21 protein-coding genes and 2 pseudogenes are annotated in these 22,713 nt (G+C 65.2%); 13 read left to right on the top strand and 10 right to left on the bottom strand.

The features are described 5' to 3' along the window. Window positions 1-6: 6 nt before the first annotated feature. A complete protein-coding gene (moaA, locus tag K5K93_RS01205) occupies window positions 7-987 on the bottom strand; it encodes a GTP 3',8-cyclase MoaA (protein ID WP_222389279.1) in 981 nt (326 codons plus the stop codon). 580 nt (window positions 988-1,567) lie between these two features. Between moaA and K5K93_RS01200 the strand changes: the two genes are divergently transcribed. Then, window positions 1,568-1,942, top strand: coding sequence for a hypothetical protein (locus K5K93_RS01200; RefSeq protein WP_222389278.1), 375 nt, complete (start codon window positions 1,568-1,570; stop codon window positions 1,940-1,942). A 128-nt stretch (window positions 1,943-2,070) separates the two neighbouring features. Here the strand turns inward: K5K93_RS01200 and K5K93_RS01195 are convergent, their stop codons facing one another. From K5K93_RS01195 to K5K93_RS01180, 4 genes and pseudogenes are all read right to left on the bottom strand, one after another. Next, window positions 2,071-2,382: a hypothetical protein gene (locus K5K93_RS01195; RefSeq protein WP_222389276.1), complete on the bottom strand. Its 312-nt coding sequence runs from the start codon at window positions 2,380-2,382 to the stop codon at window positions 2,071-2,073. Between the two features lie 415 nt (window positions 2,383-2,797). Next, window positions 2,798-3,443: pseudogene (locus K5K93_RS01190) on the bottom strand (RHS repeat-associated core domain-containing protein); the annotation flags it as partial. Window positions 3,444-3,457: 14 nt separating this feature from the next. Continuing rightward, window positions 3,458-4,030, bottom strand: coding sequence for a hypothetical protein (locus tag K5K93_RS01185; protein WP_222389273.1), 573 nt, complete (start codon window positions 4,028-4,030; stop codon window positions 3,458-3,460). After that, a complete protein-coding gene (locus tag K5K93_RS01180) occupies window positions 4,027-4,293 on the bottom strand; it encodes a hypothetical protein (RefSeq protein ID WP_240332248.1) in 267 nt (88 codons plus the stop codon). The genes K5K93_RS01185 and K5K93_RS01180 overlap by 4 nt, the downstream gene beginning before the upstream one ends. Before the next feature lie 500 nt (window positions 4,294-4,793). Here K5K93_RS01180 and K5K93_RS01175 point away from each other — a divergent pair. Continuing rightward, window positions 4,794-4,877, top strand: a pseudogene (locus K5K93_RS01175) (nuclear transport factor 2 family protein); the annotation flags it as partial. Between the two features lie 37 nt (window positions 4,878-4,914). Here K5K93_RS01175 and K5K93_RS01170 read toward each other — a convergent pair. Continuing rightward, window positions 4,915-5,730 (bottom strand): helix-turn-helix transcriptional regulator, encoded by an 816-nt coding sequence (locus tag K5K93_RS01170; protein WP_032974530.1) that lies wholly within the window; start codon window positions 5,728-5,730, stop codon window positions 4,915-4,917. A 77-nt stretch (window positions 5,731-5,807) separates the two neighbouring features. On the opposite strand from K5K93_RS01170, the gene K5K93_RS01165 reads away from it, so the two are divergent. From K5K93_RS01165 to K5K93_RS01145, 5 genes are all read left to right on the top strand, one after another. Beyond that, window positions 5,808-7,766, top strand: a complete 1,959-nt coding sequence (locus K5K93_RS01165; protein ID WP_222389271.1) for an FUSC family protein — start codon at window positions 5,808-5,810, stop codon at window positions 7,764-7,766. Between the two features lie 4 nt (window positions 7,767-7,770). Then, entirely contained in the window at window positions 7,771-7,986 is a 216-nt protein-coding gene (locus tag K5K93_RS01160) for a DUF1656 domain-containing protein (protein WP_222389267.1), read from the top strand. Further along, window positions 7,983-8,867, top strand: coding sequence for a biotin/lipoyl-binding protein (locus tag K5K93_RS01155; protein ID WP_222389265.1), 885 nt, complete (start codon window positions 7,983-7,985; stop codon window positions 8,865-8,867). The genes K5K93_RS01160 and K5K93_RS01155 overlap by 4 nt, the downstream gene beginning before the upstream one ends. Next, window positions 8,864-10,312 (top strand): efflux transporter outer membrane subunit, encoded by a 1,449-nt coding sequence (locus K5K93_RS01150; protein WP_261311898.1) that lies wholly within the window; start codon window positions 8,864-8,866, stop codon window positions 10,310-10,312. The genes K5K93_RS01155 and K5K93_RS01150 overlap by 4 nt, the downstream gene beginning before the upstream one ends. An 84-nt stretch (window positions 10,313-10,396) precedes the next feature. Continuing rightward, window positions 10,397-11,008, top strand: coding sequence for a hypothetical protein (locus tag K5K93_RS01145; RefSeq protein WP_222389262.1), 612 nt, complete (start codon window positions 10,397-10,399; stop codon window positions 11,006-11,008). A gap of 279 nt (window positions 11,009-11,287) precedes the next feature. Here the strand turns inward: K5K93_RS01145 and K5K93_RS01140 are convergent, their stop codons facing one another. From K5K93_RS01140 to K5K93_RS01130, 3 genes are all read right to left on the bottom strand, one after another. Further along, window positions 11,288-11,851 carry a fasciclin domain-containing protein gene (locus K5K93_RS01140; protein ID WP_222389259.1) on the bottom strand — a complete coding sequence of 188 codons (564 nt, stop codon included), beginning with the start codon at window positions 11,849-11,851 and terminating at the stop codon, window positions 11,288-11,290. A gap of 292 nt (window positions 11,852-12,143) precedes the next feature. Continuing rightward, window positions 12,144-12,938, bottom strand: coding sequence for a hypothetical protein (locus K5K93_RS01135; protein WP_222389257.1), 795 nt, complete (start codon window positions 12,936-12,938; stop codon window positions 12,144-12,146). A gap of 91 nt (window positions 12,939-13,029) precedes the next feature. Continuing rightward, entirely contained in the window at window positions 13,030-13,947 is a 918-nt protein-coding gene (locus K5K93_RS01130) for a M14 family metallocarboxypeptidase (protein WP_025874316.1), read from the bottom strand. 144 nt (window positions 13,948-14,091) lie between these two features. Here K5K93_RS01130 and K5K93_RS01125 point away from each other — a divergent pair, with 144 nt between their 5' ends. The 6 genes from K5K93_RS01125 (at window position 14,092) to K5K93_RS01100 (ending at window position 22,098) form a co-directional block, all read left to right on the top strand. Further along, entirely contained in the window at window positions 14,092-14,745 is a 654-nt protein-coding gene (locus K5K93_RS01125; RefSeq protein WP_032975341.1) for a DUF3348 family protein, read from the top strand. Window positions 14,746-14,755: 10 nt separating this feature from the next. After that, entirely contained in the window at window positions 14,756-17,020 is a 2,265-nt protein-coding gene (locus K5K93_RS01120) for a DUF802 domain-containing protein (protein ID WP_222389254.1), read from the top strand. Then, window positions 17,017-17,676, top strand: a complete 660-nt coding sequence (locus K5K93_RS01115; protein WP_093818517.1) for an OmpA family protein — start codon at window positions 17,017-17,019, stop codon at window positions 17,674-17,676. Before K5K93_RS01120 ends, K5K93_RS01115 begins: the two co-directional genes overlap by 4 nt. Further along, on the top strand, window positions 17,666-18,043 hold the full coding sequence (locus K5K93_RS01110; RefSeq protein WP_222389248.1) for a DUF2894 domain-containing protein: 378 nt from the start codon (window positions 17,666-17,668) through the stop codon (window positions 18,041-18,043). The genes K5K93_RS01115 and K5K93_RS01110 overlap by 11 nt, the downstream gene beginning before the upstream one ends. Before the next feature lie 271 nt (window positions 18,044-18,314). Continuing rightward, entirely contained in the window at window positions 18,315-20,615 is a 2,301-nt protein-coding gene (locus K5K93_RS01105) for a TonB-dependent receptor (RefSeq protein ID WP_222389246.1), read from the top strand. 22 nt (window positions 20,616-20,637) lie between these two features. Continuing rightward, the gene (locus tag K5K93_RS01100; RefSeq protein WP_222389244.1) at window positions 20,638-22,098 is read left to right on the top strand and encodes an esterase-like activity of phytase family protein; all 1,461 of its coding nucleotides are present in this window, start codon (window positions 20,638-20,640) and stop codon (window positions 22,096-22,098) included. Between the two features lie 69 nt (window positions 22,099-22,167). On the opposite strand, the gene K5K93_RS01095 is transcribed toward K5K93_RS01100, so the two are convergent. Beyond that, on the bottom strand, window positions 22,168-22,611 hold the full coding sequence (locus tag K5K93_RS01095; protein ID WP_222389238.1) for a transposase: 444 nt from the start codon (window positions 22,609-22,611) through the stop codon (window positions 22,168-22,170). Window positions 22,612-22,713: the final 102 nt, after the last annotated feature.

Raw genomic sequence — 22,713 nt, 5'->3', positions numbered from 1 at the left:
TGTTCCTCATCCTCCAATCGAAGCCAGGTGCGGAATCAATCCGGTCTGGCCCTGGTGCAATCCGTGCCCGGCCGCTTTCAGGCCAAGCTGTGTGGTGATGCGTGCCAGCAGCGCGTCCTGGTCGTCGTCGCTCTGCAACAGCGGGCGCAGCGGCACGCCGAATTCGCCGAACAGGCACAGCCGCAGGTCACCCTTGGCGGTCACCCGCAGGCGGTTGCAGCCCTTGCAGAAATCACGCGAGTACGGGGCGATGATGCCCACCGTGCCGCGATGCTGCGGGTGGCTGAACTCGCGCGCGGGGCCGGCATCGTCCGCGCGCGGGCGCTCGTGCCAGCCAGCGGCCAGCAGCTGCTCGATCACCACGTCGGCGCGCAGATGGTGGCGCTGGAAATAGGCTTCGTTGTCGCCGGTGCGCATCAGTTCAATGAAGCGCACGCTGAAGGGACGGTCGCGCAGGAACGCCATCCACTGCGGCAGCTCGTCGTCGTTCAGGCCGCGCAGCAGCACCGCATTGAGCTTGATGGCCGGCAGGCCCAGTGCCTGCGCCATTTCCAGCCCCTGCTGGATGTCCGGCAGGCGGTCATGGCCGGTGATGGTCCTGAAGCGCTCGCGCTGCAGGCTGTCCATGCTCACGTTCAGCGCGGTCAGGCCGGCCCGGTGCCAGCCCGGCAGGCGCCGCGGCAGCAGCGTGCCATTGGTGGTAATGGCCACCTTGCGGATGCCCGGCACGGCCGCCACCGTGGCGATGATCTCGTCCAGGTCCTTGCGAAGGCTGGGCTCGCCACCGGTCAGGCGGATCTTGCTCATCCCCAGCATGGCAAAGGCGCGCACCAGGCGCGCGATCTCGTCCACCGCCAGGAAGCGCGGGCGGCCGTCGGCCTGGTAGCCATCGGGCAGGCAATAACTGCAACGGAAGTTGCAGGCCTCGGTCAATGACAGACGCAGATACGGGAAGCGGCGTCCGAACCCGTCGGTGAGTTGGCTCATGGCTGTTTCACTCCTGAGCCCACCATGCCGCTGGGCGCCTGAACAGGTTGTCGACCCGAGCCCTCAGAGTGCGCCGGAGCGCTGGAAGCGTCAACCCGGCGCTCGACTGCGGTGGCGCTGAAGGGTACGGCCTTCAACCCTGTCGTTTTCGAACCGCCTGCCGCCTCCCACTCCTTCACCCAACCACGACACCTGTCGCAGATTGCCTGTTCGCGGTGGACCAAGGCGGCAGCCAGCGCTGCCGGTACTTAACAGCGTGGTTCAATGCCGAAAGCGTCTCCAATCGTGAGTTATTTGCAACTTCTCTGATTGGCATTGCACAGCGACGCGGGCTCAGATGGCGTGCCACCGAAAACGGGTGGCCGGGCTTCGAATCCCCGTGATGCTCTATGCGTTGTTTACGCTTGCCAGCCGGCGTCACCTTGCGTGGCGCCGGCTGGCAATCCGTCTGCCGGCTATGGCGGGCGGTGCGTGGGGGCTTGATGCCCGCCGGTGTATGCGTAGAGCTCCGGGATTCGAACCACGTACCGTCCGCCACCTCTGTGTGGCGGCTACCGATTGCCTTGCACGGAGCCATGCCATGAACGGATCTGACCTGCCCCATCTGCACGCCTACAGTGACCCGGCCAACGCCGATGACCTGGCAGAGGCTGTGCCCACTGCGGGTACGAACACCCTGATTGCCAACCTGAAGCGCATCGGCAAAGGCGCCGCCGCCGACGGGCAGCCCTGGCCGGAGCGACACCAACTGCCCGGGCGCTGCATGGCGCTTGCCGATGCCGATTGCGCATTGGCCGGCTTGCGGGTGGTGCAGGAGGTGCTGCTGGCAGCGGAACGGACCCGGCAGAACGGCGAGCCCGAGGACTACGTGGGCGACCGGGTGATGGAGGGGCTGATGCTGGCGTGCCTGGCGTTGAGTGCGCAGGCTGTGGGGCGATTGCAGGTGGAACGGTAAACGCGAACCGTTTGGAATGCCCCCTTGCGCCTCCAGGCTCACCAGCGAACGGGAAAAAGCCCACCGGTACTGCAGCCCCCCCTTTGTCTCGCGTGTTACTCCGTCTCAACAACAGCATTGCCCCTCGCTCACTCGCCTGCCGCCCTCTTTCCGGATAGAGCAACCAGAAAGATCAGAACAAGCGCGATGCACACTGCCACGTTGAACAAGAGGATGGGCCGTATGGCGAGGTAGAGCTCACCGACTCCCCGAGAAAAAGACCCATGATTTGCCTGCGAACCCAGCGCTCTGGCAATGATCTGAATCCACACAAGTGCAGCTATCTGAACAACAACGATTCCGATCGAGGAGAACAGCCGTCTGGTAGGATTTCTGCCGACCATTGCGAAATACGTAAGTGCCGAGAGAACTGCGTAGAAAGTAACCAGCGTCCAGATCATTGTCCTATCCCCCGCAGCCGCAGCCCGTAGGCCGGTTCCCCAACATCTCATGCATCGCTCTGATTGCACCGGCGTCGATATCGGCTCTGCTATCCATATCCCAGTTGTATGGTCGCCCCTGGAACACGTCTTCGATGTCATACACCATACCCGCGAGACTCGTCACCCCCCAGCCAACTGGGCCCCAAAGGTAGGCGGCACCATATCCCGCAACGTAGTTTCCTAAGCTCTCTGCACTCAACCTATTTCCGTCCACCAAAAAGGTATCTCGATCCTTTCCGGTTCGACCATCATTCTTTGCCCTATAGTCAAGAATGGTGGTGCTATTCAAAAAAACCATCGTGACTCCAAGTGGATTGAGGGCGCTGCGCCTTGCGTACGTCAGTTCCTCGTTTGTCTCACATGCTGAATAGTCTTTCAGTCCAAGCGGATCCGTCCGGCCTGCAGGCATAGCAGATGAATAGAGATAGCTGTTGATCCCGCCACTCAGACCAATCGGATCACTCCGCGAATACCGCCCCACTGCGGGGTCATACTCGCGCTGGTAGTTATAGAACAGCCCACTCCCATCCGTCGACTGCTGCCCGGGGAAGCGCAGCGCCAAGTCGAACGCCACGCCATCGCCATCCGGATCAGCACTAGGAATCTGATCACCGAACACTTCGCTCTTGTTACTTCACTCCCAGATCGCAACATCGTGCACGGGGTCGATCACCACGCGCGGCGTGCCTAAATGGTCCGGTTGGACATAGGCCAGTTCCGGTACGCCGGTGCTCGGCGCGTTGATCAACGCCACCGGATGGTTGTCCAGCCAGATGGCCTGCTGCTGCACCTGGCCCGTGGCCGAGTAGTTGCCCAGCCATTGTCCTGCTTCGTCGTACAACGTGATCTGAGCCGCACCACCGGCCGGCTTGCGCAGCACGCGTTCGCCGCGATGGTTGTAGGCGTAGCTCTCCAATGTGGCGTTGCCCTGCTTCACCGCATTCATGCGGCTGGTATCACTGCAGGTAAACGATCTGCTGCCAGAGCGTGGTATTCCCTGCTGCGTTAGGGCTGCGCGCAGCGAGGCGATTCGCTACCGTCCGCTGCCCCAGGAGCTGCCGCCGACCAATCGAGCCGTCTGAACAGACCACGTCTCCAGAAGATGCTGCGCGCCCGATTCACCACCATTCTTCAGGACGGAGATAATCGCATCCAATCTACGTTGGACCGCACTGGACATTGGCAAAGCCAGGAGATTCTCCAGCGTGGCATCCGCCGCCAATAAATCGCCAAGCCGAATGGCGGATATGTACTTTATCCATTCGGAGTAGTCGTTCCTGAAGTCAAGGCCGTCAACATAGATCAAAAGGTCTGCCGCCGTTCTCACCCTCTCAAGATTTTCGACGTACTCAGTATGCATGCCACAGAAGAAACGTTCATCTCCTTTCGCAACTGCAACCCTCTGGCCTAGAGACATGTGCAGGAACGGCAAATTATCATAGGTCGGAAGTACGAAGGTCCATAAGTAGATAGCAGACGGTGCAGGGTCTATCGCAAACCCAGAGATCACATCTCGCGTATACGAGGCAATCAAGAAATTTCCAACGACCCGCATGCCGCTTTTCTTCGCGTCCTTTTTCAATCTCCGCAGATCAAACGCTCTCATGCTATGCCACGGACCTTCCTGGAGGGCTGAGGAGCTCCCTGTTTCATGTCTCGCACATTAAGAATCCGCCGGATCACCGGAGAGTCGATCAGCAGGTTCTCGCCGAGCGCTTTCGCAAGATCCTGCAACTCGGCAGACCATCCCTCAACCTGCGGAAGCGCCACCCTAGTGAACAAGGTCCTCTTCCCATCTGCCCCCACCCGAAAAACAACCAATTCCTTTGCATCTTCATCAACACAGACGAGATGGTCATACGTATTCATTGTCAATTGTTCCATGTATTCAATGGCGGAATAGGGCTTCCGCTAAGACACGCAGCATATCTCTGCGTCGCCGACGCATGACAGACCGCACCAGCTCTTGCGCCACGCCCCCCGGTGATTCCATTGCAGGTATCCGTGTCAGTCCGTAGCAGGGCTTCACAATCTTCTCCCTCCTCGGGAGATGCGCCAGGTTGTCTTGCTCTCCTGCGCCTGCGCGGCAAGGGGGGCTGCGCAGCCAAGCGCGGCCATCGTCAGCGCCACACACGCCAGCTTCATTTTCCGTCCGAACATCCGTGTTCTCCTTCCTGGGCGAATACCGCGCCGGGAGGGACGAAGGCGCACAGGCGGTTCACCGCCCTGTCGCGCCCTGCTTCGGATCGTCCCTGTTCCGGAATGCGGCAATGCCGCACGGGGCAGTTATCGCGGAAGCCGATTACATAATCAAGTCAAACCCTGAGATTCAGGTCACGATTATCGATAACGGTGGCCGCCCTTGGGTCCAGCTGATCCACACCGAGTGGGGCTGGAAGATCTTTTCGGTGATCTATTCGATACGTGACAAACGCAGTTCCGCAGAGAGCTGATGCGCCCTTTCAGCAAATCAACGTCAGCCAGTCACCATCAACCACCACGCGCAGCTGAATCCTGATCCCGCAACCGCGCCGCAAAATACCGCGTGGGCGATTGCCCCAGCGCTTTCTTGAACATCGTGATGAACGCCGTCACCGATTCATAGCCCAGGGTTTCAGAAACCCGCTGCACCGCCGCGCCGCCTGCAAGCTCGCGAATGGCAACCAGCAGATGCAGCTGCTGCCGCCAGCGCCCGAACGACAGACCGGTTTCCCGATCAATCAACCGCGTCAACGTGCGCTCGCCCAACGCCAGGCGTTTGGCCCACTCGCTGATGGTGCTGCGATCGGCCGGATTGGCTGACAGCGCCGCAGCCAGCGCACGGATCTTGGGGTGGTCACTCACCGGCAGGTACAACCGCTCGGCCGGCATCTGCACCAGTTCGTCCAGCAACACTCGCGCCAGGCGATCGGTGTGCCCGCCGCGCGGGTAGTCCTGCGGTGCATCGGCCAGGTGCAGGATCATCTCGCGCACCATCGGCGAGATCGACAGCGTCACGCAGTGCAGTGGCAGGTCGACAACGCCTGGCTCGACGAACAGATAGCACAGGCGGGCGTTGGCGGTGGCCCGGTTGCTGTGCGGCATGCTGCCCGGAATCCACACGCCGCACTGTGGCGGCACGATCCACAACGCATTGGCCACCTCGCAGGTCACCGCGCCATGAAGTGCCAGGATCAGCTGTCCCTTGCGGTGGTCATGCACTGGAATCTCGGCATCGTGGTCGGCCACCTGCAGGCGGCTGGCCACTGCCGGCCGATCCGTCGCGTCCGGGTCCAGATCAAAGCCAGGCAGTGAAATGCGAGTCATTCTCGATGACCGGATTCAGCGATAGACTGACATTCTAGCGAAATTCGGCGGCGGGGCTCGCTGAATACGATGGCGCCATGCACATCCCCGCCCCTACCCGCCCTTGGCTTTCGCGCCCCATCGCGCTGTTGACGTCGCCCGCATTGAAGGTCGACCGCGAAGCGGTGCTGTTCTCGCTCAAATGCCTGCTCGCCGCGATCCTCGGGCTGTATGTCTCGCTGCGCATCGGCCTGACCCGCCCGTTCTGGGTGATCGGCACTGTCTACCTGGTGTCGCAGCCGATGTCCGGCGCGACACTCAGCCGTGGCCTGTTCCGGCTGCTGGGAACGGTCGGCGGTGCGGTTGCTACGGTGCTGCTGGTGCCGCGGTTCGCGAACGCGCCGCTGGTGTTGAGCGTGGTACTGGCCGCCTGGATGGGCCTGTGCCTGTATTTGGCCATGCTCGACCGCACACCGCGTGCGTACGCCTTCCTGCTGGCCGGGTATACCACCAGCCTGATTGGTTTCCCGGCGGTGATGGTGCCCGATGACGTCTTCACCATCGCCATCACCCGCGTGCAGGAAATCTCCATCGGCATTCTTGCGGCGACGCTGGTCCATGGCCTGCTGTGGCCACGCCGGGTCTCACCGCGTGTGCACGCGCGCGTGGCATCGGTCCTCGCCGATGCGGAGCACTGGACGCGGGACATGCGCGTTGGCGCAAACGAAACGGTACTGGCTGCGGATCGCTCCAAGGTAGCCGCAGATCTCCTCGACCTGCACACGCTGTCCATCCACCTGCCGTTCGACAGTGTGCACGGCGTCGCCCAGGTGCAGATCCTGCGCGCACTGCATGACCGGATGCTCGATGTGCTGATGCTGTCCAGCGCCGTGGACGAATCACTGGCCCAGCTGCGCGCGCAGCCCGCTGGCACGGCGCACACCACATGGCAGGAATTGATGCGTGCAGATCTCTGCGCACGTCAGGCCGAACTCGATGCTGCGCATCACGACTGCCGGCTGCTGGAAGCGCAGCTGCACGCTGCCCGCCCGGACTGGCGCCGGCATGTGCCCGTGCACCTTGCCAGGAAGGCGAGCGGTCATGTGCTGCATCGTGACCACCGGGTCGCCCTGCGCAGCGCCTTGGGCGCCTTCGTCGGCATCGTACTGGCCTGCGCGTTGTGGATCATTACCGCGTGGTCGGATGGTGCAACCGCCGTCTCCATCATCGGCACCGCCTGCGTGTTGTTCGGGACCACCGAGGCACCTGCCGGGCATGTCATGCGCTATCTGATCGGGTCGACCATCGGCGTGGTCATCGGGCTGTTCTACGCGCTGGTTATCTTTCCGGGCCTGTCCGATTTCGTCGGCCTGGCCGTGGCACTGGCGCCGGCACTGCTGGTGTGCGGCTCGTTCCTCGCCCGCCCGCCGTTCATCATGGGCGCATTGGGGGTAGCGCTCACCTTCCCCCTCATCGCCGGGTTGGGCGCCACCAATGCCACCCACATCGCGGGCGCGCTCAACAGCAGCGTAGCGCTGTTCGTGGGCACGGCGGCGGCGCTGTGCAGCATGTCGCTGTTGCAGACGCTGGACAGCAATCGCAGCCGCGCGCGCCTGCAGGATGTCATCCGGCGGGACATCGCACGCCGCGCCGCCGGGCAGGTGCGAAATGCCAGCGACTGGACAAGCCGCATGGTGGATCGGCTTGCGCTGCTTGCCCCTCGCCTGCGCGGCCATCCGGATGCAGCCCCCACGTTGCGGACGCTGTTTGCGGACATGCGCGCGGCCAGTGCCGTGGCCGAACTTCGCGTAATTGGCGGGGCGTTGAATGATCGCCGCAGCCACGACTGCCTGGCCCAGTTGCTGCACAGCGCGTCCGCCCACTTCCGTACCCGTACCTCCACATGCCGCACAGTGGATACGCCGCTGCTGGAATCACTCGAGCGCACACGCGAGGTGATCATCGCTGGCAACAACGGCGCATCCGAACGTGTTCTTCCGCTGCTCTGCGGCCTGCGCCGCGACCTGATCGCTCCGTTGATCGTACATGGGGACTGAGTCGATGTTCTCCGATATCTCCATTGACGGCGTCTTCGTTCCCGGCCTGCTGGCGGTGGCACTCATCGCGCTGGCGCTGTCGATGATGGCCTCGCGGCTGCTGGCAAGCCTCGGCCTGTACCGGCTGTTCGCCTATCGCCCGCTGGTGGGCCTTTCGCTGTTCGTGATCCTGGTGGAGCTGCTGATCCAGCTCGCGCCCCTGCTTGAGAAACTGAAATGAAGCACCTGTTGAGTGTCATTGGCCGCTGGAGCGCAACGCTCAGCCTGTTCGTCGTTGCCGTCATCGCGGCGCTGTCCCTGTGGAACCGCTACGAAGCGCAGCCGTGGACGCGCGACGGCCGCGTGCGCGCGGACGTGATCCGCGTGGCGTCGGACATGGGCGGGCTGGTCACCCAGGTGCTGGTGCAGGATAACCAGCGGGTGAAAGCCGGGCAGCTGTTGCTGGTGCTGGACCAGCCACGCTACGCCGCCGCGCTGGACAAGGCCGATGCCGCAGTGAACAGCGCGCAGGCCACGCTTGCCCTTGCCCGCCGTGAATCGAAGCGGGACATCGCGCTGGGCAACCTGGTGGCTTCGGAAACGCGGGAACGCAATGCCGCCAAGGTCGATACCGAAGTGGCCGGCCTTGCACAGGCCCGAGCGGAGCGGCGGGTGGCGCTGCTGAACGTGCAGCGCACGGAAGTGCGCGCCAGCGCCGATGGCATCGTCACCAACCTGGACCTGCACCCGGGCGATTTCCTGCAGCCGGGTGCCCAGGCGCTGGCACTGATCGACAGCGCCAGCCTCCGGGTCGAAGGCTATTTCGAAGAAACCAAGCTCAACTGCATCAATGAAGGCGATGCCGCTGTCGCCCGCCTGATGGGCGATGACCGCGACGTGCATGGGCATGTGGAGAGCATCGCCGCCGGCATTGCCGACGATCAGCGCGCGAGCACCCACAACCTGCTGCCATCGGTTGCGTCAACATATACCTGGGTGCGGCTGGCGCAGCGGATCCCGGTGCGTATCCGCTTGGACGACGTGGCACCGGATACGCGCCTGATCGTCGGCAGGACCGCCAGCGTGACCATCACTCCGCGCACGCAGGGAGCCTGCAAGTGATCGGCACCGCATCACGCGTGGGTGTGCTCGCCTGTGCGCTGTCGCTGGCCGGCTGCGTGTCCGGCCCGGACTACACGCTGCCGGCCAACGCGGTTGCCGCCGCGCCGGCAGCCCGCCGCGCATTCGTATCGAGCCACCAAGCGGCCTACGCACAGGCCGAGCTGCCGGACCGCTGGTGGCAGCTGTATGACGATCCACGGCTTGATGCCTACGTCAGCGAAGCACTGCGAGCCAACACCGATCTGCGCGCGGCTGATGCCAACCTGCGCCGCGCCACGGCGATGGTGCTGCAGTACCGGGCCGAGGGCTCGGCAAGCACCGACGCAGATGCATCGGCCACGCTGGACCATGCCGGGGGATACACCTCGCCCACCTCGCCACCGCAGGTATATGCGCTCGGCATCCATCTGTCCTACCCCTTGGACCTGGCGGGTGGCATCCGCCGAGGTATCGAAGCAGCCAGCGCCGATGCAGAGGCCGTCGCTGCGGCACGTGACCAGGTGCGGGTGGTGGTCGCCGCCGCCGTCACCCGCGCTTATGTCGGCATCTGTTCGACCAACCTCACCCTGGCGGCGACGCAGCGGGTGCTCGCTACGCAGCGCGCTACGTTGGACGCCACCACCCGCTTGGCGGCCGGCGGACGCGGAACCGAGTTCGACGTCAGCCGGGCAAGCGCGGCGGCCAACCGCAGTGCGGCGGCGGTGCCGCATCTGGTTGCCGAACGGCAGGCCGCCCTGTTCGCGCTGGCGGCGCTGATGGGACGCGTACCAGCCGACTATCCGCAGGACGTCGCCAACTGCCAACAACCGCCGCGCCTGCAGCAACCGGTTCCGGTCGGCGATGGTGGCCAGCTGATCCAGCGCCGCCCGGATGTCCGCGCGGCCGAGCGCAGCCTGGCGGCCGCCACCGCGATGATCGGCGTGGAAACGGCAGCCCTGTACCCACAGGTGAGCATCGGCGCGTCCGCCGGCACGGCAGGTTCATTCAAGCAGCTGCTGAGCAGCGACAGCGTCGGCGCGTCCTTCGGGCCGCTGCTGTCGTGGCGCTGGCCGAACCGCCGCGCAACCCGGGCGCGGATCGATGCGGCCGGCGCCAACGCCGATGCCACGTTGGCCTCGTTCGATGGCGTGGTGCTGGACGCGCTGCGGCAGACCGAAACCGTGCTGTCGGCCTACGCGCAGGAGATCGATCGCGAGCACAGCCTTGCCCTCGCCCGCGACGACGCGGCACATGCGAGCGACCAGGCCGGGCAGTTGTACCGGTTCGGCAGGATCGACTTCATCGACGTGCTGTCTGCCGAGGCTGCGCTGGCCGATGCAGAGTCTGCGCTGGCAGCATCGCGCGCGCAGCTGGGGGATCGCCAGGTGGATCTGTTCCTGGCACTGGGTGGGGGCTGGGCGGGACCGGCTGCCGCCCCGGAATCGACCACGCTGGTCGCGCCATAGAACACTGCCGCATTTCCATTGCCTGCGGTAGAGTGGCGCGGACCTGGCGGGGAGCGCTGGGCACAACCAGGGATCACTTGAATGATGTACGCCAAGCAAGGCCGTACCGTTCCTCTGTGCGTGGCCGCAGCCATCATGGTCTTCGGTGCCACCGGCTGCACGTTGAAGAATCCGGCAATGTTGGGGGGCGCGCGGCTTCCGGCCGAACAACAGGTGGTCATCTCCGGGCAGGGAATCTACCCCGAACGCGAGTTGGCGCTGAATGTCTTCACCATCGATGGTACGTCGGTGAACGGATTGCGCACGCCCAGCTACCACCTGCCACCGGGGCAGCATACCTTTAGCGTGCAGGCGACCTCCGAACTGCGCGCCGGTTCGGAGATGGGAATGCTGACATCCAGCATGAAGGTCGCCAGGCTGGAGGTCACGATAGACACCGTGGCTGGCCACACCTATGTGCCCAATGCACGCACCCGCGACGGCCGCATTGCGGTCTGGTTCGATGACATGGGACCGGCCTACCCACAGGAATGCCTGCCGTTCTATCGCATCGCTGCGATACGGCCGATCCTGGCGATGTATCGGCACAGGAACACCTGCAACCTGACCCAACCCGCCGTGCCACCTGCATCGAAGCCGCCTGCGCCGAAGGACATTTCGCCATCGCCGTCGCTGATGCACTATCTGAAGTGGTAGTTCGCCATCACCGGCACCCAGGCGTACAGAACTGCAACGGACGCGCGTTGCTGTGCCACCAAATATCCACCAAGCAGGTTCATTCAAGCAGCTGTTGAGCAACGACCGTGTCAGCGCATCTCTCGGTCCGCTGCTGACACGTATCGTGGCCGGACCGCCGCGCAACCCCGCCACGGGTGGATCCAGGCGGGCACAACGCCGATGCCGCGCCGGCATCGTGAGCGGCTGGCCTGTGAAACCAGCCGCTCCCGCACTGCCATCGATGCTGTGGCCCTGGGCTTACTTCGGCATCAGCACCGAATCGACCACATGCACCACGCCGTTGGACTGCCTCACGTCGGCGGTGGTTACTGCAGACTTGCCGCCTTTGGCGTCGACCACCCAGACTTTGCCATCCTGCAGCTTCACCGTCAGCGCTTCACCCTGCACAGTTTTCAGCGTGCTGCTGCCGCCGTGGCTGCGCGCTGCGGCGGTCAGCTGGGTGGAAGTGTAGGTGCCCGGCACCACGTGATAGGTCAGGACCTGGGTCAGCTTGGCCTTGTTCTCAGGCTTCAGCAGCGTTTCCACGGTGCCTGCGGGCAGCTTGGCGAAGGCCTGGTTGTCGGGAGCAAATACGGTGAACGGGCCCTTGCCGCTGAGCGTGTCAACGAGCCCGGCCGCCTTCACCGCAGTCACCAGGGTGCTCAGGTTCTGGGCGGTGGAGGCGTTTTCAACAATGGTCTTGTTCGCGTACATCGGCACGCCACCGACCATCGGGTTGTCGGCGGCAAAGGCGGCCGGAGCAGTTGCGCAGGCAACCGCGACGGTGGCGGCAAGGGTCAGGCGCTGGATCTGGGTAAGCATGTTCGTGTCCTCGTTGATAGCCCAACCGGGCTGGGAAGTGCGCAACGTTCGCTGCCGTCACTGCACCGCCTTGCAGCCATGCGGGAATGCAGGGCATCGGTAGCAGCAGGGCAACAGCGTTGCGTGCATGAGGACATACGCCGCAAGCCGATGACCGGATGCATCGCCTGGCGCTGGGGCAGTGAACGGTTCAACAAGGTGCGTGCCGCGTCGCGAGGATGTTCACGGGATCGTGATGCACTGAACGGCGGAGAGTTGCCGCGATCGGGCCTCCAGGTGGACGGGCGGCGCTTCAGCTTTCGCCGCTGGCCCTGAGCTGGGCACTCAACAGACGCGTCAGGGTCCTGCGTGCCAACCACCCCTGCAGCTGCTTGGCCTTGATGGTCTTGGCCATGAGACAGGGCGCGCCTTCCACAGCGTGGTCGATGCGGTAGCAGCGCGAGGCGCCACAGAGCTCAGCCTGGCTGGCGGTCACGATGACCACGGTCACCTCCAGGCTGGTGAAGGCGATATCCGCCTTGATGTCCGGGTTCTCAGTGCCGGCACGGTCGATGAGCGTGCGGAAGCGACCCAGGTCGCGTTCTCCGCCGCTGCTGAGGGGCCCCACGTTGGTGGCGCGCCGGATGTCCTCCTCCTCTCCGGGGACAGCGTTGTTCCAATGTTCAGTGCGCTCGGGAATGACTGCGCGGACGACCTTGCCGCCAGGCTCGATCAGATCGATGACCACATCCAGCAGATACACCGGCTCCAACCCAAGGTTGGTCACAAAACAGTGCGCATCCAGATGCTTGCCCGCACCGGAGGTGATCAGAATGGATGGCCGTTGCTGGCGGCGGTAGCTGCGCAGGAACACGCTCAGATAGACCACCCAGATCAGCGCCGTTACGCAGGTCATGGCAGCGGTGATCAGAGGTGCAAGGTGAAGCAGATTCTGGAGCATTCCCGATGGTGTCTCACGCAGCTTCGCTGGAGAGAACATCATCGCGATTGCATCGCTCGCGGGCCGTGAAGCCATGCTCGTGGCGAAGACGGCACCTGTGCGCGATGGCCGGCTGCCGTCGGCGCCCGGCTTGGTCGACGCGCCCAACAGCCGTCGTCGGCGGGCAGAAGGAACTGACTGGCCCGGCTGCGCACCGCAGCGGCCGAGCAAAGGCTCGGCGCCGCAATGCGACACCCGATCAGTTGGCCAGGGCGAAATCCAACCCCGCGCACACCGCTGCCACCTGGGCGTCGTTGCATTCCTGCGGGTTGGTGCGCGGGCTGTCCGGGTACACCTCGGTGGTGGTGGCATACAGCGCATCGGTGAAGCCAGCGCATGCGCCAATGGAACGCGACTCGCCCCACACCACGCCAAGCGACTGCAGCGGCATGCCCACCAGATTGCCTTCGGCGTCGGCCGGGGCAATGTGGGTGATCGGCGCCACGGCGGCGATCAGCGCCTTCTGGAATTCGTGCTGCGGGTCTTCGCTGTTGCCGATCACATAGAAGCCATCGGGAATGGTGTCGCGCTCGAACGGCTTGCCGTCGCGGGCGCAGCGGGCCGGGTCGAACTCGTGCAGATCGCTGTCGGTGGTCTCGTGCAGGTCCAGATGTACCCGGATGTTGGCCTTGCGTTCGGCCACCCAGCGCATCAACGAGGCGGCTTCCTCGATCAGGCCGCCGTCACGGAAACTGCGGTTGGGATCGATGGCGTTGGGGTTCCAGCGCTGGATGCGCTCATAGCCCCACGGGCTCACGCACGGGGCCACGATCAGGTTGAAGCGGCCCAGGTAACGCTCGGCGTGCTGCTCCAGGAACTGCAGGGCGCCATGCACGCCGCTGGTTTCGTAGCCATGCACGCCGCCGGTGACCAGCGCGGTCGGCAGGGCCGGGTTCCAGTCGTGGTTCACCACCGCAAACAGCGGGTAGTGGTCCGGGGCGTAGTCCAACTGGCCGTACTGCACCACGTCGAAGCGCTCGTCCAGCCGTTCCAGCGCGGTCACCACGTCTTCGTGGTAGCTGCGCTGCCGCTGCTGGCGGGCCCGCCACTGCGCGCGTTCGGCATCGCCCCAGGGCTGTCCGGGGGTGCCGATCGGGTAGAACTGCGCAACGGTCATCTCAAGCTCCAGAAGTCGGGGTGCGGTGGTACAGCCGACCATTTTAAGCCTTGTGGCCCGATCGGTGCTGCCCCTCGCCCCCGCCTTCATACGGTCGGCCTCATCTGGTTGTAAAATCAACGGTTTTTGGCCCCCACTCTCTTGATGGCGAACGCAGCGCAGCCGGTCGTGGATGGACCGGACTTCCTCCGTCTGCTCGCCCGTCTCAGCGACGGCGCGATGCCGGCCTCCAGTCCCGCCCTGACCGATCGCCTCGGCCAGTGGGTGGACTGGAGCCGTGCCGTGGCCCTTGCCGGGGCGCTGGATGGCCGCCTGGCTGAACCGGCCGAGGCCGCCGAAGCGCTGGATGACCTGCTGGCCGATTGCGCCCAGGCCGAAGCGAGCCTGTTGGCCTCGCTGAGCGAGGATGCCGAGGCCGAGCGTCTGCTGGACCTGGCCGAGGCCGCCGCCGCGCCGAACTTCGCTTCGTTGCGGCAGCGCTACCGGGTGCTGCAGCAGGCCATCCAGACCGCTACCGGCCGCCTGCGCGGCCGCCTGCGCGACCAGCTGGTGCAGGCGTCACCGGAGCTGGCGCGGCTGGCCGAGGTCGATGCGGTGATGGAACAGACCTTGAGCCCGCGCGAACACAGCCTGCTTGCCACCGCCCCGGCGGTGCTGGGTGCCCGATTCGAACGCGTGCACGGCCAGCCCGGCTGGCGCGCGTCCTTCCGCCACGACATGCGCACGCTGCTGCTCGCCGAGCTGCAACTGCGCTTCCACCCGATCCAGGGGCTGCTTGCCGCCCTGCGCTCACACTGACCGGAACACCATGTCCAGAACTGTTTTCCACGTCCTTGTCTTCCTTGCTGGCCTGCTGGCCGTGTGCTGGATCGGCGTCGGCTATGTCTCGGTGCACCCGCTGGGTGCAGCCGTGGCAGCGATCATCGCAGCCTGCTACATCGCCGGTGGCGTGGAGCTGTACCGCTACCGGCAGGCCAGCAATGGCCTGCGCGCCGCACTGGCTGACCTTTCGCTGGCCAAGGAAAGCCTGGCACCGTGGCTGGAGCGTGTGCCGCTGGGCCTGCGCAATGCCGTGCGCCTGCGCGTGGAAGGCGAACGCACCGCCCTGCCCTCGCCGGTGCTGACGCCCTATCTGGTAGGCCTGCTGGTGCTGCTGGGCATGCTCGGCACGCTGCTGGGCATGATGGACACCCTGCGCGGCACCGGCCTGGCGCTGCAGAGCGCTACTGACATGGCAGCCATCCGCGGCTCGCTGGCCTCGCCGGTGCAGGGCCTGGCGGTGGCCTTCGGCACGTCCATCGCCGGCGTGGCCAGCTCGGCCATGCTGGGCCTGCTGTCGGCACTGCTGCGCCGCGACCGCCTGCAGGTGGTGCAGCAGCTGGACCGCGCCATCGCCACTGACCTGCATCCGTATTCGCAAGCCTGGCAGCGTGCCGAGTCGCTGCGCCTGCTGCAGTCGCAGTCTGCGGCGCTGCCTACGCTGATCGATCGCCTGCAGGCGATGACCAGCACCTTCGAACAGCACAGCGCGGCCGCCAATGAGCGCCTGCTGGCCGGTCAGGCTGAGTTCCTGACGCAGAGCCAGGCGTTGCAGGAACGCCTGGCCACCTCGCTGCAGCAGTCGTTGCGCGAAGGTGCAGAAGCCAGTGCCGCGGCCATTGGTGGCGCGCTGCAACCGATGGCCGAAACCACCTTGGCCGGTCTGGCCAGCCACGGCCAGGCGCTGCATTCGCGCGTCGAACAGGCAGTGCAGCAGCAGTTGAATGGTCTGGCCGAGGGCTTCGAGCGCAGCCGCGTGGCGACCGAAGCGAGCTGGGCCAAGGTAGTGGCCGAGCAGACCGGCGCGCAGCAGGCGCTGGTTGCCGAACTGCGCCAGCATCTGCAGTCCTTCAGCGAAGGCCAGAGCACGCAGGGCGAAGCCCTGGTGGCACGCATCGGCGAGCGCCTGCAGGCCGATGCCAGCAGCAACGCCGAGGCCTGGCGCGCTGCTGCCGAACAGCAGCATGCATTGAACAGTGAACTTGTCGAGCGCCAGCAGCAGGCGCTGCAGCATGCCAGCAGCCACCTGGATGATCGTGCGCAGGCGCTGCTGCAGGCACTGGATGAACGCCACGCCGCCGGCCAGTCGCTGCTGCAGGAACACGAGCAACAGCGCTTGCAGGATTGGCAGGCCGCACAGGCCGCCACCGCCACGGCGCATGCCGAACTGCTGGCGGGCCTGGATGCACGCGAACAGCAGCGCCAGCTGCGTTGGGACGCGGTAAGTACCGAGCTGCAGCAGGCGCACGCGGCGTTGCAGGCCCAGCTGCTGGCAGGCGATGAACAGCGCCTGCAGCGCTGGAGCGATGCGTTGCAGAGCGTTTCGGCCGATCTGGCCGAGCGCCTGCAGGCCAATGGCCAGCGCCTTGCCGAACAGCAGCAGCAGGTCTGCGACACGTTGGCACAGACCGCGCAGCAGATCGGCGAGAACGGCCGTGCCCAGGCCAGCGCCACGCTGGCCGAAGTGTCCACCCTGCTGCAGACTGCGGCCGCGGCACCGAAGGCCGCCGCCGAGGTCATCAACGAACTGCGCAGCACCCTGTCCGAAAGCCTGGTGCGCGACAACAAGATGCTGGAAGAACGCGGCCACCTGCTGGCCACCGTGCAGACCCTGCTGGACGCGATCAACCACGCCTCGCACGAGCAGCGCACCGCTGTGGATGCACTGGTCGGAGGCTCGGCCGAACTGCTGGAACGCGTCGGTAACCGTTTCAGCGACCATATCGCGGCCGAGACCGGCAAGCTCGATGGCATCGCCACGTTGCTCAATGGCAGTGCCGGTGAAGTGGGCCAGCTGGCCGGCACCTTCGGTTCTGCCGTCGCGCAGTTCGGCACCGCTTCGGCAGAGCTCTCCGGGCGCCTGGAGCAGATTGGCGGTGCGCTGGACGCCTCGCTGGCGCGCAGCGATGAGCAGTTGGCGTATTACGTGGCGCAGGCGCGCGAGGTGGTCGACCTCAGCCTGCTGTCGCAGAAGCAGGTGATGGAAGAACTGCAGCAGCTGGCCGCGCGCCGCGGCAAGGTCGGCAGCGCATGAGCGACGAGCTGGAGGTCGACGGCGGCTCACACGCCCCGATCTGGGCGGCATTCGGCGATCTGATGTCAGTGCTGCTGGGCGCGTTCGTGCTGATCCTGGTCGGCGTGGTCGCCGTGCAGCTGGAGCTGTCGCAGCGCCTGGACCAGGAGGTCAAGCAGCGCCAGGCCGAAGCCAAGCGCCTGCAGACGCTGGAGCAGGCGCTGGCCGGCCCGCTCGCCGCCGGCCGGGTGACGCTGGTGAATGGCCGCATCGGCATCAGCGGCAGCGTGCTGTTCGCGCTGAACTCGGACCAGCTGCAGCCGGAAGGCCAGGAACTGCTGCGCAGCCTGGCCGCGCCGCTGGCGGCCTATCTCGGCACGCGCGAAGAGATCCTGATGGTCAGCGGTTTCACCGATGACGCACCGGTGCGGGAAGGCAACCGCCGCTTCGCCGACAACTGGGAGCTGTCCGCACAGCGGTCGCTGACGGTGACCCGTACCCTGATCGCCGACGGCGTACCGGCCGATGCGGTGTTCGCCGCGGCGTTCGGCAGCGAGCAGCCGGTCAGCTCCAATGCCAGCGAAGATGGCCGCGCGCGCAACCGCCGTGTGGAGATCGCGCCGATTCCCAAGCCCAAGGCTGCTGCGCCGGGCGAGAAGAACGGCAATGGCAGCTGAGTCCTCGCCTTTGGAGGGATTGCGTGCCCTGGTGCGCGACCTCGACACCGGGTCGCGATCGCTGCTGCACTACCCGCAGGTGCCGATGCTGGACGACGTGCGCCGCGAGTGGTCCGAGCTGCGCAGCGAACTGCAGGTGCGCCGCTCGCTGCGCACCGAAGCCCCGGCGGATGGTGGCCCGCTGAACTCGGCGGTGCTGGTGCAGCGCATGCTGGACACGATGCAGGCGACCAGCCCCGGGTATCTGCGCCACTTCATCGACTATGTCGATACGCTGTCGTGGCTGCAGGCGTTGCAGGATGGTGCCGCCAGCAGCGGTGATGCAGCCAAGCCCAAACGCACACGCAAGCCGCGCAACGCAGGTTGACGGATAGCGGTAGTGCCGGCCGCTGGCCGGCAGCCTCATGAACCCTCCGCAGCATCCTGCAGCATCCTGCAGCTGCCGGCCAGCGGCCGGAACTCCCCGCGCGTGATGTCCGCAGTTGACCATGTCACCAGACAGTCATCTGTCTAGCGCACCATTTTCACGTTGATCGCGCGGCGCCCAAGGCGCCCGTGATCGCATCGCGTGCTTCCCCTTTCATCTGCCTGAGCTCCGCTTCCATGCGGCGGCTCGCGCCTGCCTGAGTGCCTGTTCCATGACCAAGACCCTGTTGGCTTCTGCGTTGTCCTTGGCCCTTGCATCGACCGCGTGGGCGCAGCAGGCGCCGTCGGCCACCGAACTCGATGCGGTGTCAGTCATCGGCAGTGGCGAGGCGCGCCAGGTGCAGCGCATCACCCGCGAGAACCTGGACATCCTGCCGCCGGGTACCAGCCTGCAGAAGACGCTCAACCTGCTGCCCGGCGTCAACGCGCAGTCGGCCGACGCGCTGGGCACCAACGAACAGTCGATGACCCTGAGCCTGCGCGGTTTCAACTCCACCCGCCTGGGCTACACGCTGGACGGCGTGCCGCTGGGCGATGGTGCGTACAACAACTACAACGGCCTGACCATCAACCGTGCGCTGATCAGCGAGAACATGGCGGGCGCCGAACTGGCGGTGGGCATCGGCAGCCTCGGCACGCCGTCCACCAGCAACCTCGGCGGCACCATCTCCTATACCTCCGACCGCCCGGCGCAGGAGCTGGGCGGCCGCGTGGTGCAGACCTTCGGCAGCGATGCCAACCGTCGCACCTTCGTGCGCGTGGACAGCGGCGAGTACAACGGATTCTCCGGCTACGTATCGGGCATGAACGCGGTCTCGGACCTGTGGAACGACCAGACCGTGTACAACACATCCACTACCAAGCAGTTCAACGCGAAGGGCGTGTGGAACTTCGGCAGCGGCCAGATCACAGGTTTCGTCGACACCTCGCGGACCAGCCAGGCGGACTACTTCTACCTGTCCAAGGACGAGATGTCCCGCGGTCTGGGCTGGGACTGGGGCGGCTACGCACCGGACTGGAACAAGGCCGTGGCCAAGGCCTACTGCAACACCGCCAGCCTCAACGCGAAGAAGTGCGACAACAGCGGTCCGGACAAGGACGCCGACGGCGCATTCACCGCCGGGCAGATCCTGCGCGATGACAACCTGTACTACCTGGCCGGTGATTTCTTCCTGGCTGATGGCTTCAGCCTGCGGGCACTGGCCTACCACCACGATGACCGCGGCGAAGGCCACAACTGGAACAGTGGTGCGTGGTCCAACAAAGGCACCGCGCAGGAAATCCCGATCATCTTCCGCAACACCATCTACACCATCGACCGCGATGGCGGCACGCTGTCCTTCGATTGGGAGCTGGGCGCACACCGCCTCGAAGGTGGCCTCTGGTACGAACGCAACACCAGCAGCGCAGAACGCTACCAGACGGCGGTGGACGGCCCACGCGACCTGAGCGGCATGAACACCCTGCCCTCGGATGTGGGCGTGTTCGCCCAGCGTACGCGCTGGAAGACCCACCAGTTCTTCCTGAAGGACACCTGGCGCCTGCTCGATGACCGCCTGACCCTGGAGTTCGGCGCCAAGAGCCCGCACGCCACCTCCGATGCGCAGGCGCTGCCGGGCGATGCGAAGACACCGATCCTGCCGAGCTCGAACAACCAGTTCGCCACCGGTTCTCTGAAGGCCGGCAGGAATTTCCTGCCCAGCGTGGGCGCCAACTTCCGCCTCAGCGAGCATCACGAAGTGTTCGCCAGCTACGCCGAGAACATCGCCATGTTCCAGGGCGGCTTCAAACTTGGCCCACAAGCGGTCAGCCAGGCCACCTGGAACGCGCAGGGCAACCTGAAGCCGGAAGAATCACGCTCGCTGGAGGCGGGCTATCGCTTCGTCACCGATACGTTGCAGGCGTCGGTCGCTGCCTACAGCGTGCGCTTTGACAATCGCCTGCTGCAGTACAACCCCTGCGATTCCCGGCAGCCGGTCGGCCCCACCTGCGGCAACCGTTTCTACAATGTCGGCGGCGTCGACAGTCGCGGTGCCGAACTGACCGTGCTGTGGACACCGAACGAGCACTTCAGCTGGTACACCTCGGCGTCGCTGAACCGCTCGACGTATGCCTCCAACTACACCCAAGCCGGCGTCGAGCAGCAGATCAAGGGCAAGATCCAGACCGACACGCCCAAGCAGCTGCTGGCCACCGAAATCACCTGGCGCGACAACGGCTGGTTCGCCAGCCTGCGCGGCAAGTACACCGGCGAACGCTTCTACACCTATACCAACGACCAGGGCTTTGGTGGCTTCACTGTGTTCGACCTGGCCGGTGGCTACGATTTCGGTCAGGTTGGCTTCGCCAAGGGCATGCGCCTGTCGCTGAACGTGACCAACGTGGGTGACAAGCGCTACGCCAGCAACCTGGACTCGAGCGTGTTCGCACCCAGCGACCCGGCCGGCAAGCTGTATGCGTTCCATGCGTCGGCACCTCGCCAGGTGTTCGGTACCATCGACATCCGTTTCTGATCGCCGGCCGAGGAGTCCATTGATGTCCGTTACTGCCCTGCTGTTGGCCGCGCTCTCGGTCAGCGGCTACAACGCACCGCATGAAGCCCGCGGCATGCCACCACGCGCCGTGGACGTGGCCAGTTTCACTTACGTGGACAAGGGATTGGTCGCCGCCGGACGATTGCCGGCCGGCACCGTGGACTTCCTCGGCGATACGCTGGGCTCGTTCTCGTCGTTGGCGGTACAGCCGGGCACGTGGCGGCGTACCGCGCGTGGCTATGAAGGGGTGCTGTGGACCCTGCCCGACCGCGGTCGCAACGATCCGGAGGCCGGCCTGTTCTACGACTACGCCGGCCGCCTGGAGCGCATGCAGCTGCGCATCGACTGGCCGGCGGACAAGCCAGAGAGCTTCGGCACGCTGACGATGAAGCCGGAAAAGGGGCTGGTGCTGAAGGACTACAACGGCCAGCCATTCACCGGTGCCGACCCGGGTGATCACACCATCATCCAGCGTGGCGTGGTGCTGCCCTCGCCGGCCGTGGGCGCGGGGGCCGGCAAGGTCGCACTTGATGCCGAATCGCTGCAGTTCACTGCGGACGGCCATTTCTACATCGGCGACGAGTACACCGCCAACGTCTATTACTTCAACGCACAGGGGCAGCTGCAGGGCGTGATCGTGCCGCCGTGGGCGATCCAGCCACAACGTGATGGCAAGCCTGCCTTTGGATCATTGGCTCCGCCGCAGACCGGGCGCCGCAACAACCAGGGCGTGGAAGGCATGGGCCTGTCGCCCGACGGCACACGGCTGTTCGTTGCCCTGCAGAGCGCGCTGATGCAGGACAGCGCGGCAGGCAATGCCGCCGGCCGCATCAACACCCGCGTGCTGGTCTACGACGTGTCCAGCAACCCGACGCCGACGCAACCGGTGGGCCACCATGTGATGATCCTGCCCGCCTACGCCCACGACGGCAAAGGCAAGCTCGACCGTACCGCTGCACAGAGCGAGCTGCGTGCGCTGGACAACGAGCGTTTCCTGATGCTGGCGCGCGATGGCAATGGCCTGGGCAAGGATGGCGACGACCCGATCGTCTATAAATCGGTGCTGCTGGTGAACGTGGCGCAGGCCTCCAATCTGGTGGATACGGAACATGAGACCGGCACGGCATCGGTGCTGGCCGATCCCGCTGACGCCATCTTGAAGACCGGCATCGTGCCCGCCAAGGTCAATGAGGTGCTGAACCTGCTCGACCGGCCACAGCTGGCCCGGGCCGGGCTGGACCTGGACACAGGGCGTGGCCCTCACCCGGGATTGCTGTCGGAGAAGTGGGAAGCAATGGACGTGTTGCCGGCGCTTGATCCAGAGCACCCGAACGACGTACTGCTGCTGATCGGCAACGACAACGACTTCACCGCCCGCAACTGCCGCATGCAGGGCGAGCACTGCGACAGTGCGTACGACAACGACAACCGGGTGCTGGTGTATCGGCTCACCCTGCCGTAGTGCCGGCCGCTGGCCGGCAGCCTCATGAATCTCCGGAAACACCGCCTGGTTGCCGGCCAGCGGCCGGCACTACCAGATCGACCACGCATAGGGATACTGGCCAATCTCCCTGGCCAGGCCCGCCCGAATGGGATTGCCCAGGATATACAGAGCCTGGCGATGCAACGATTCCTCTGCCCTGACCGCATGATCGAAGTACCCGGACTGCCAGACCACGCCGCGACGACCGACCAGCCGATTCAAGGCCAACGCGCTGGATGATTTGAACCGACGGGCGATGCCCGACAGCTCCGACGCATGCAATTGCAACATCCAATGCACATGATCCGGCATCACCACCCATGCCAGTGACTGGACCAGGCCTTGTCGCTCCAGTTCCTCAGACTGGCTGGAGACGCAACCTGCCGTAGCGCCGCATTCAAAGCGTCGGCGGCGCTGGCATGTTGTCGTGGCCAGCACATATACCTGACCGATGATGGAGCGCCGCCCGTGGCGCAGGAGATCGCTGCTCATGGCCCATCGTGGATCAGGCAGACATCGCTGGCTGTCGGGGAACAGTGCAGCATTGCATGAGGATGTTGCTGACAGTCTGCTGGGGTTGCCGGCCAGCGGCCG

It is taken from the genome of Stenotrophomonas sp. DR822, from assembly GCF_019793815.1.
GTDB lineage: Bacteria > Pseudomonadota > Gammaproteobacteria > Xanthomonadales > Xanthomonadaceae > Stenotrophomonas > Stenotrophomonas indicatrix.
The sequence above is the reverse complement of the archived record's forward strand: the minus strand, read 5'-3'. Positions and strand labels throughout refer to the sequence as shown.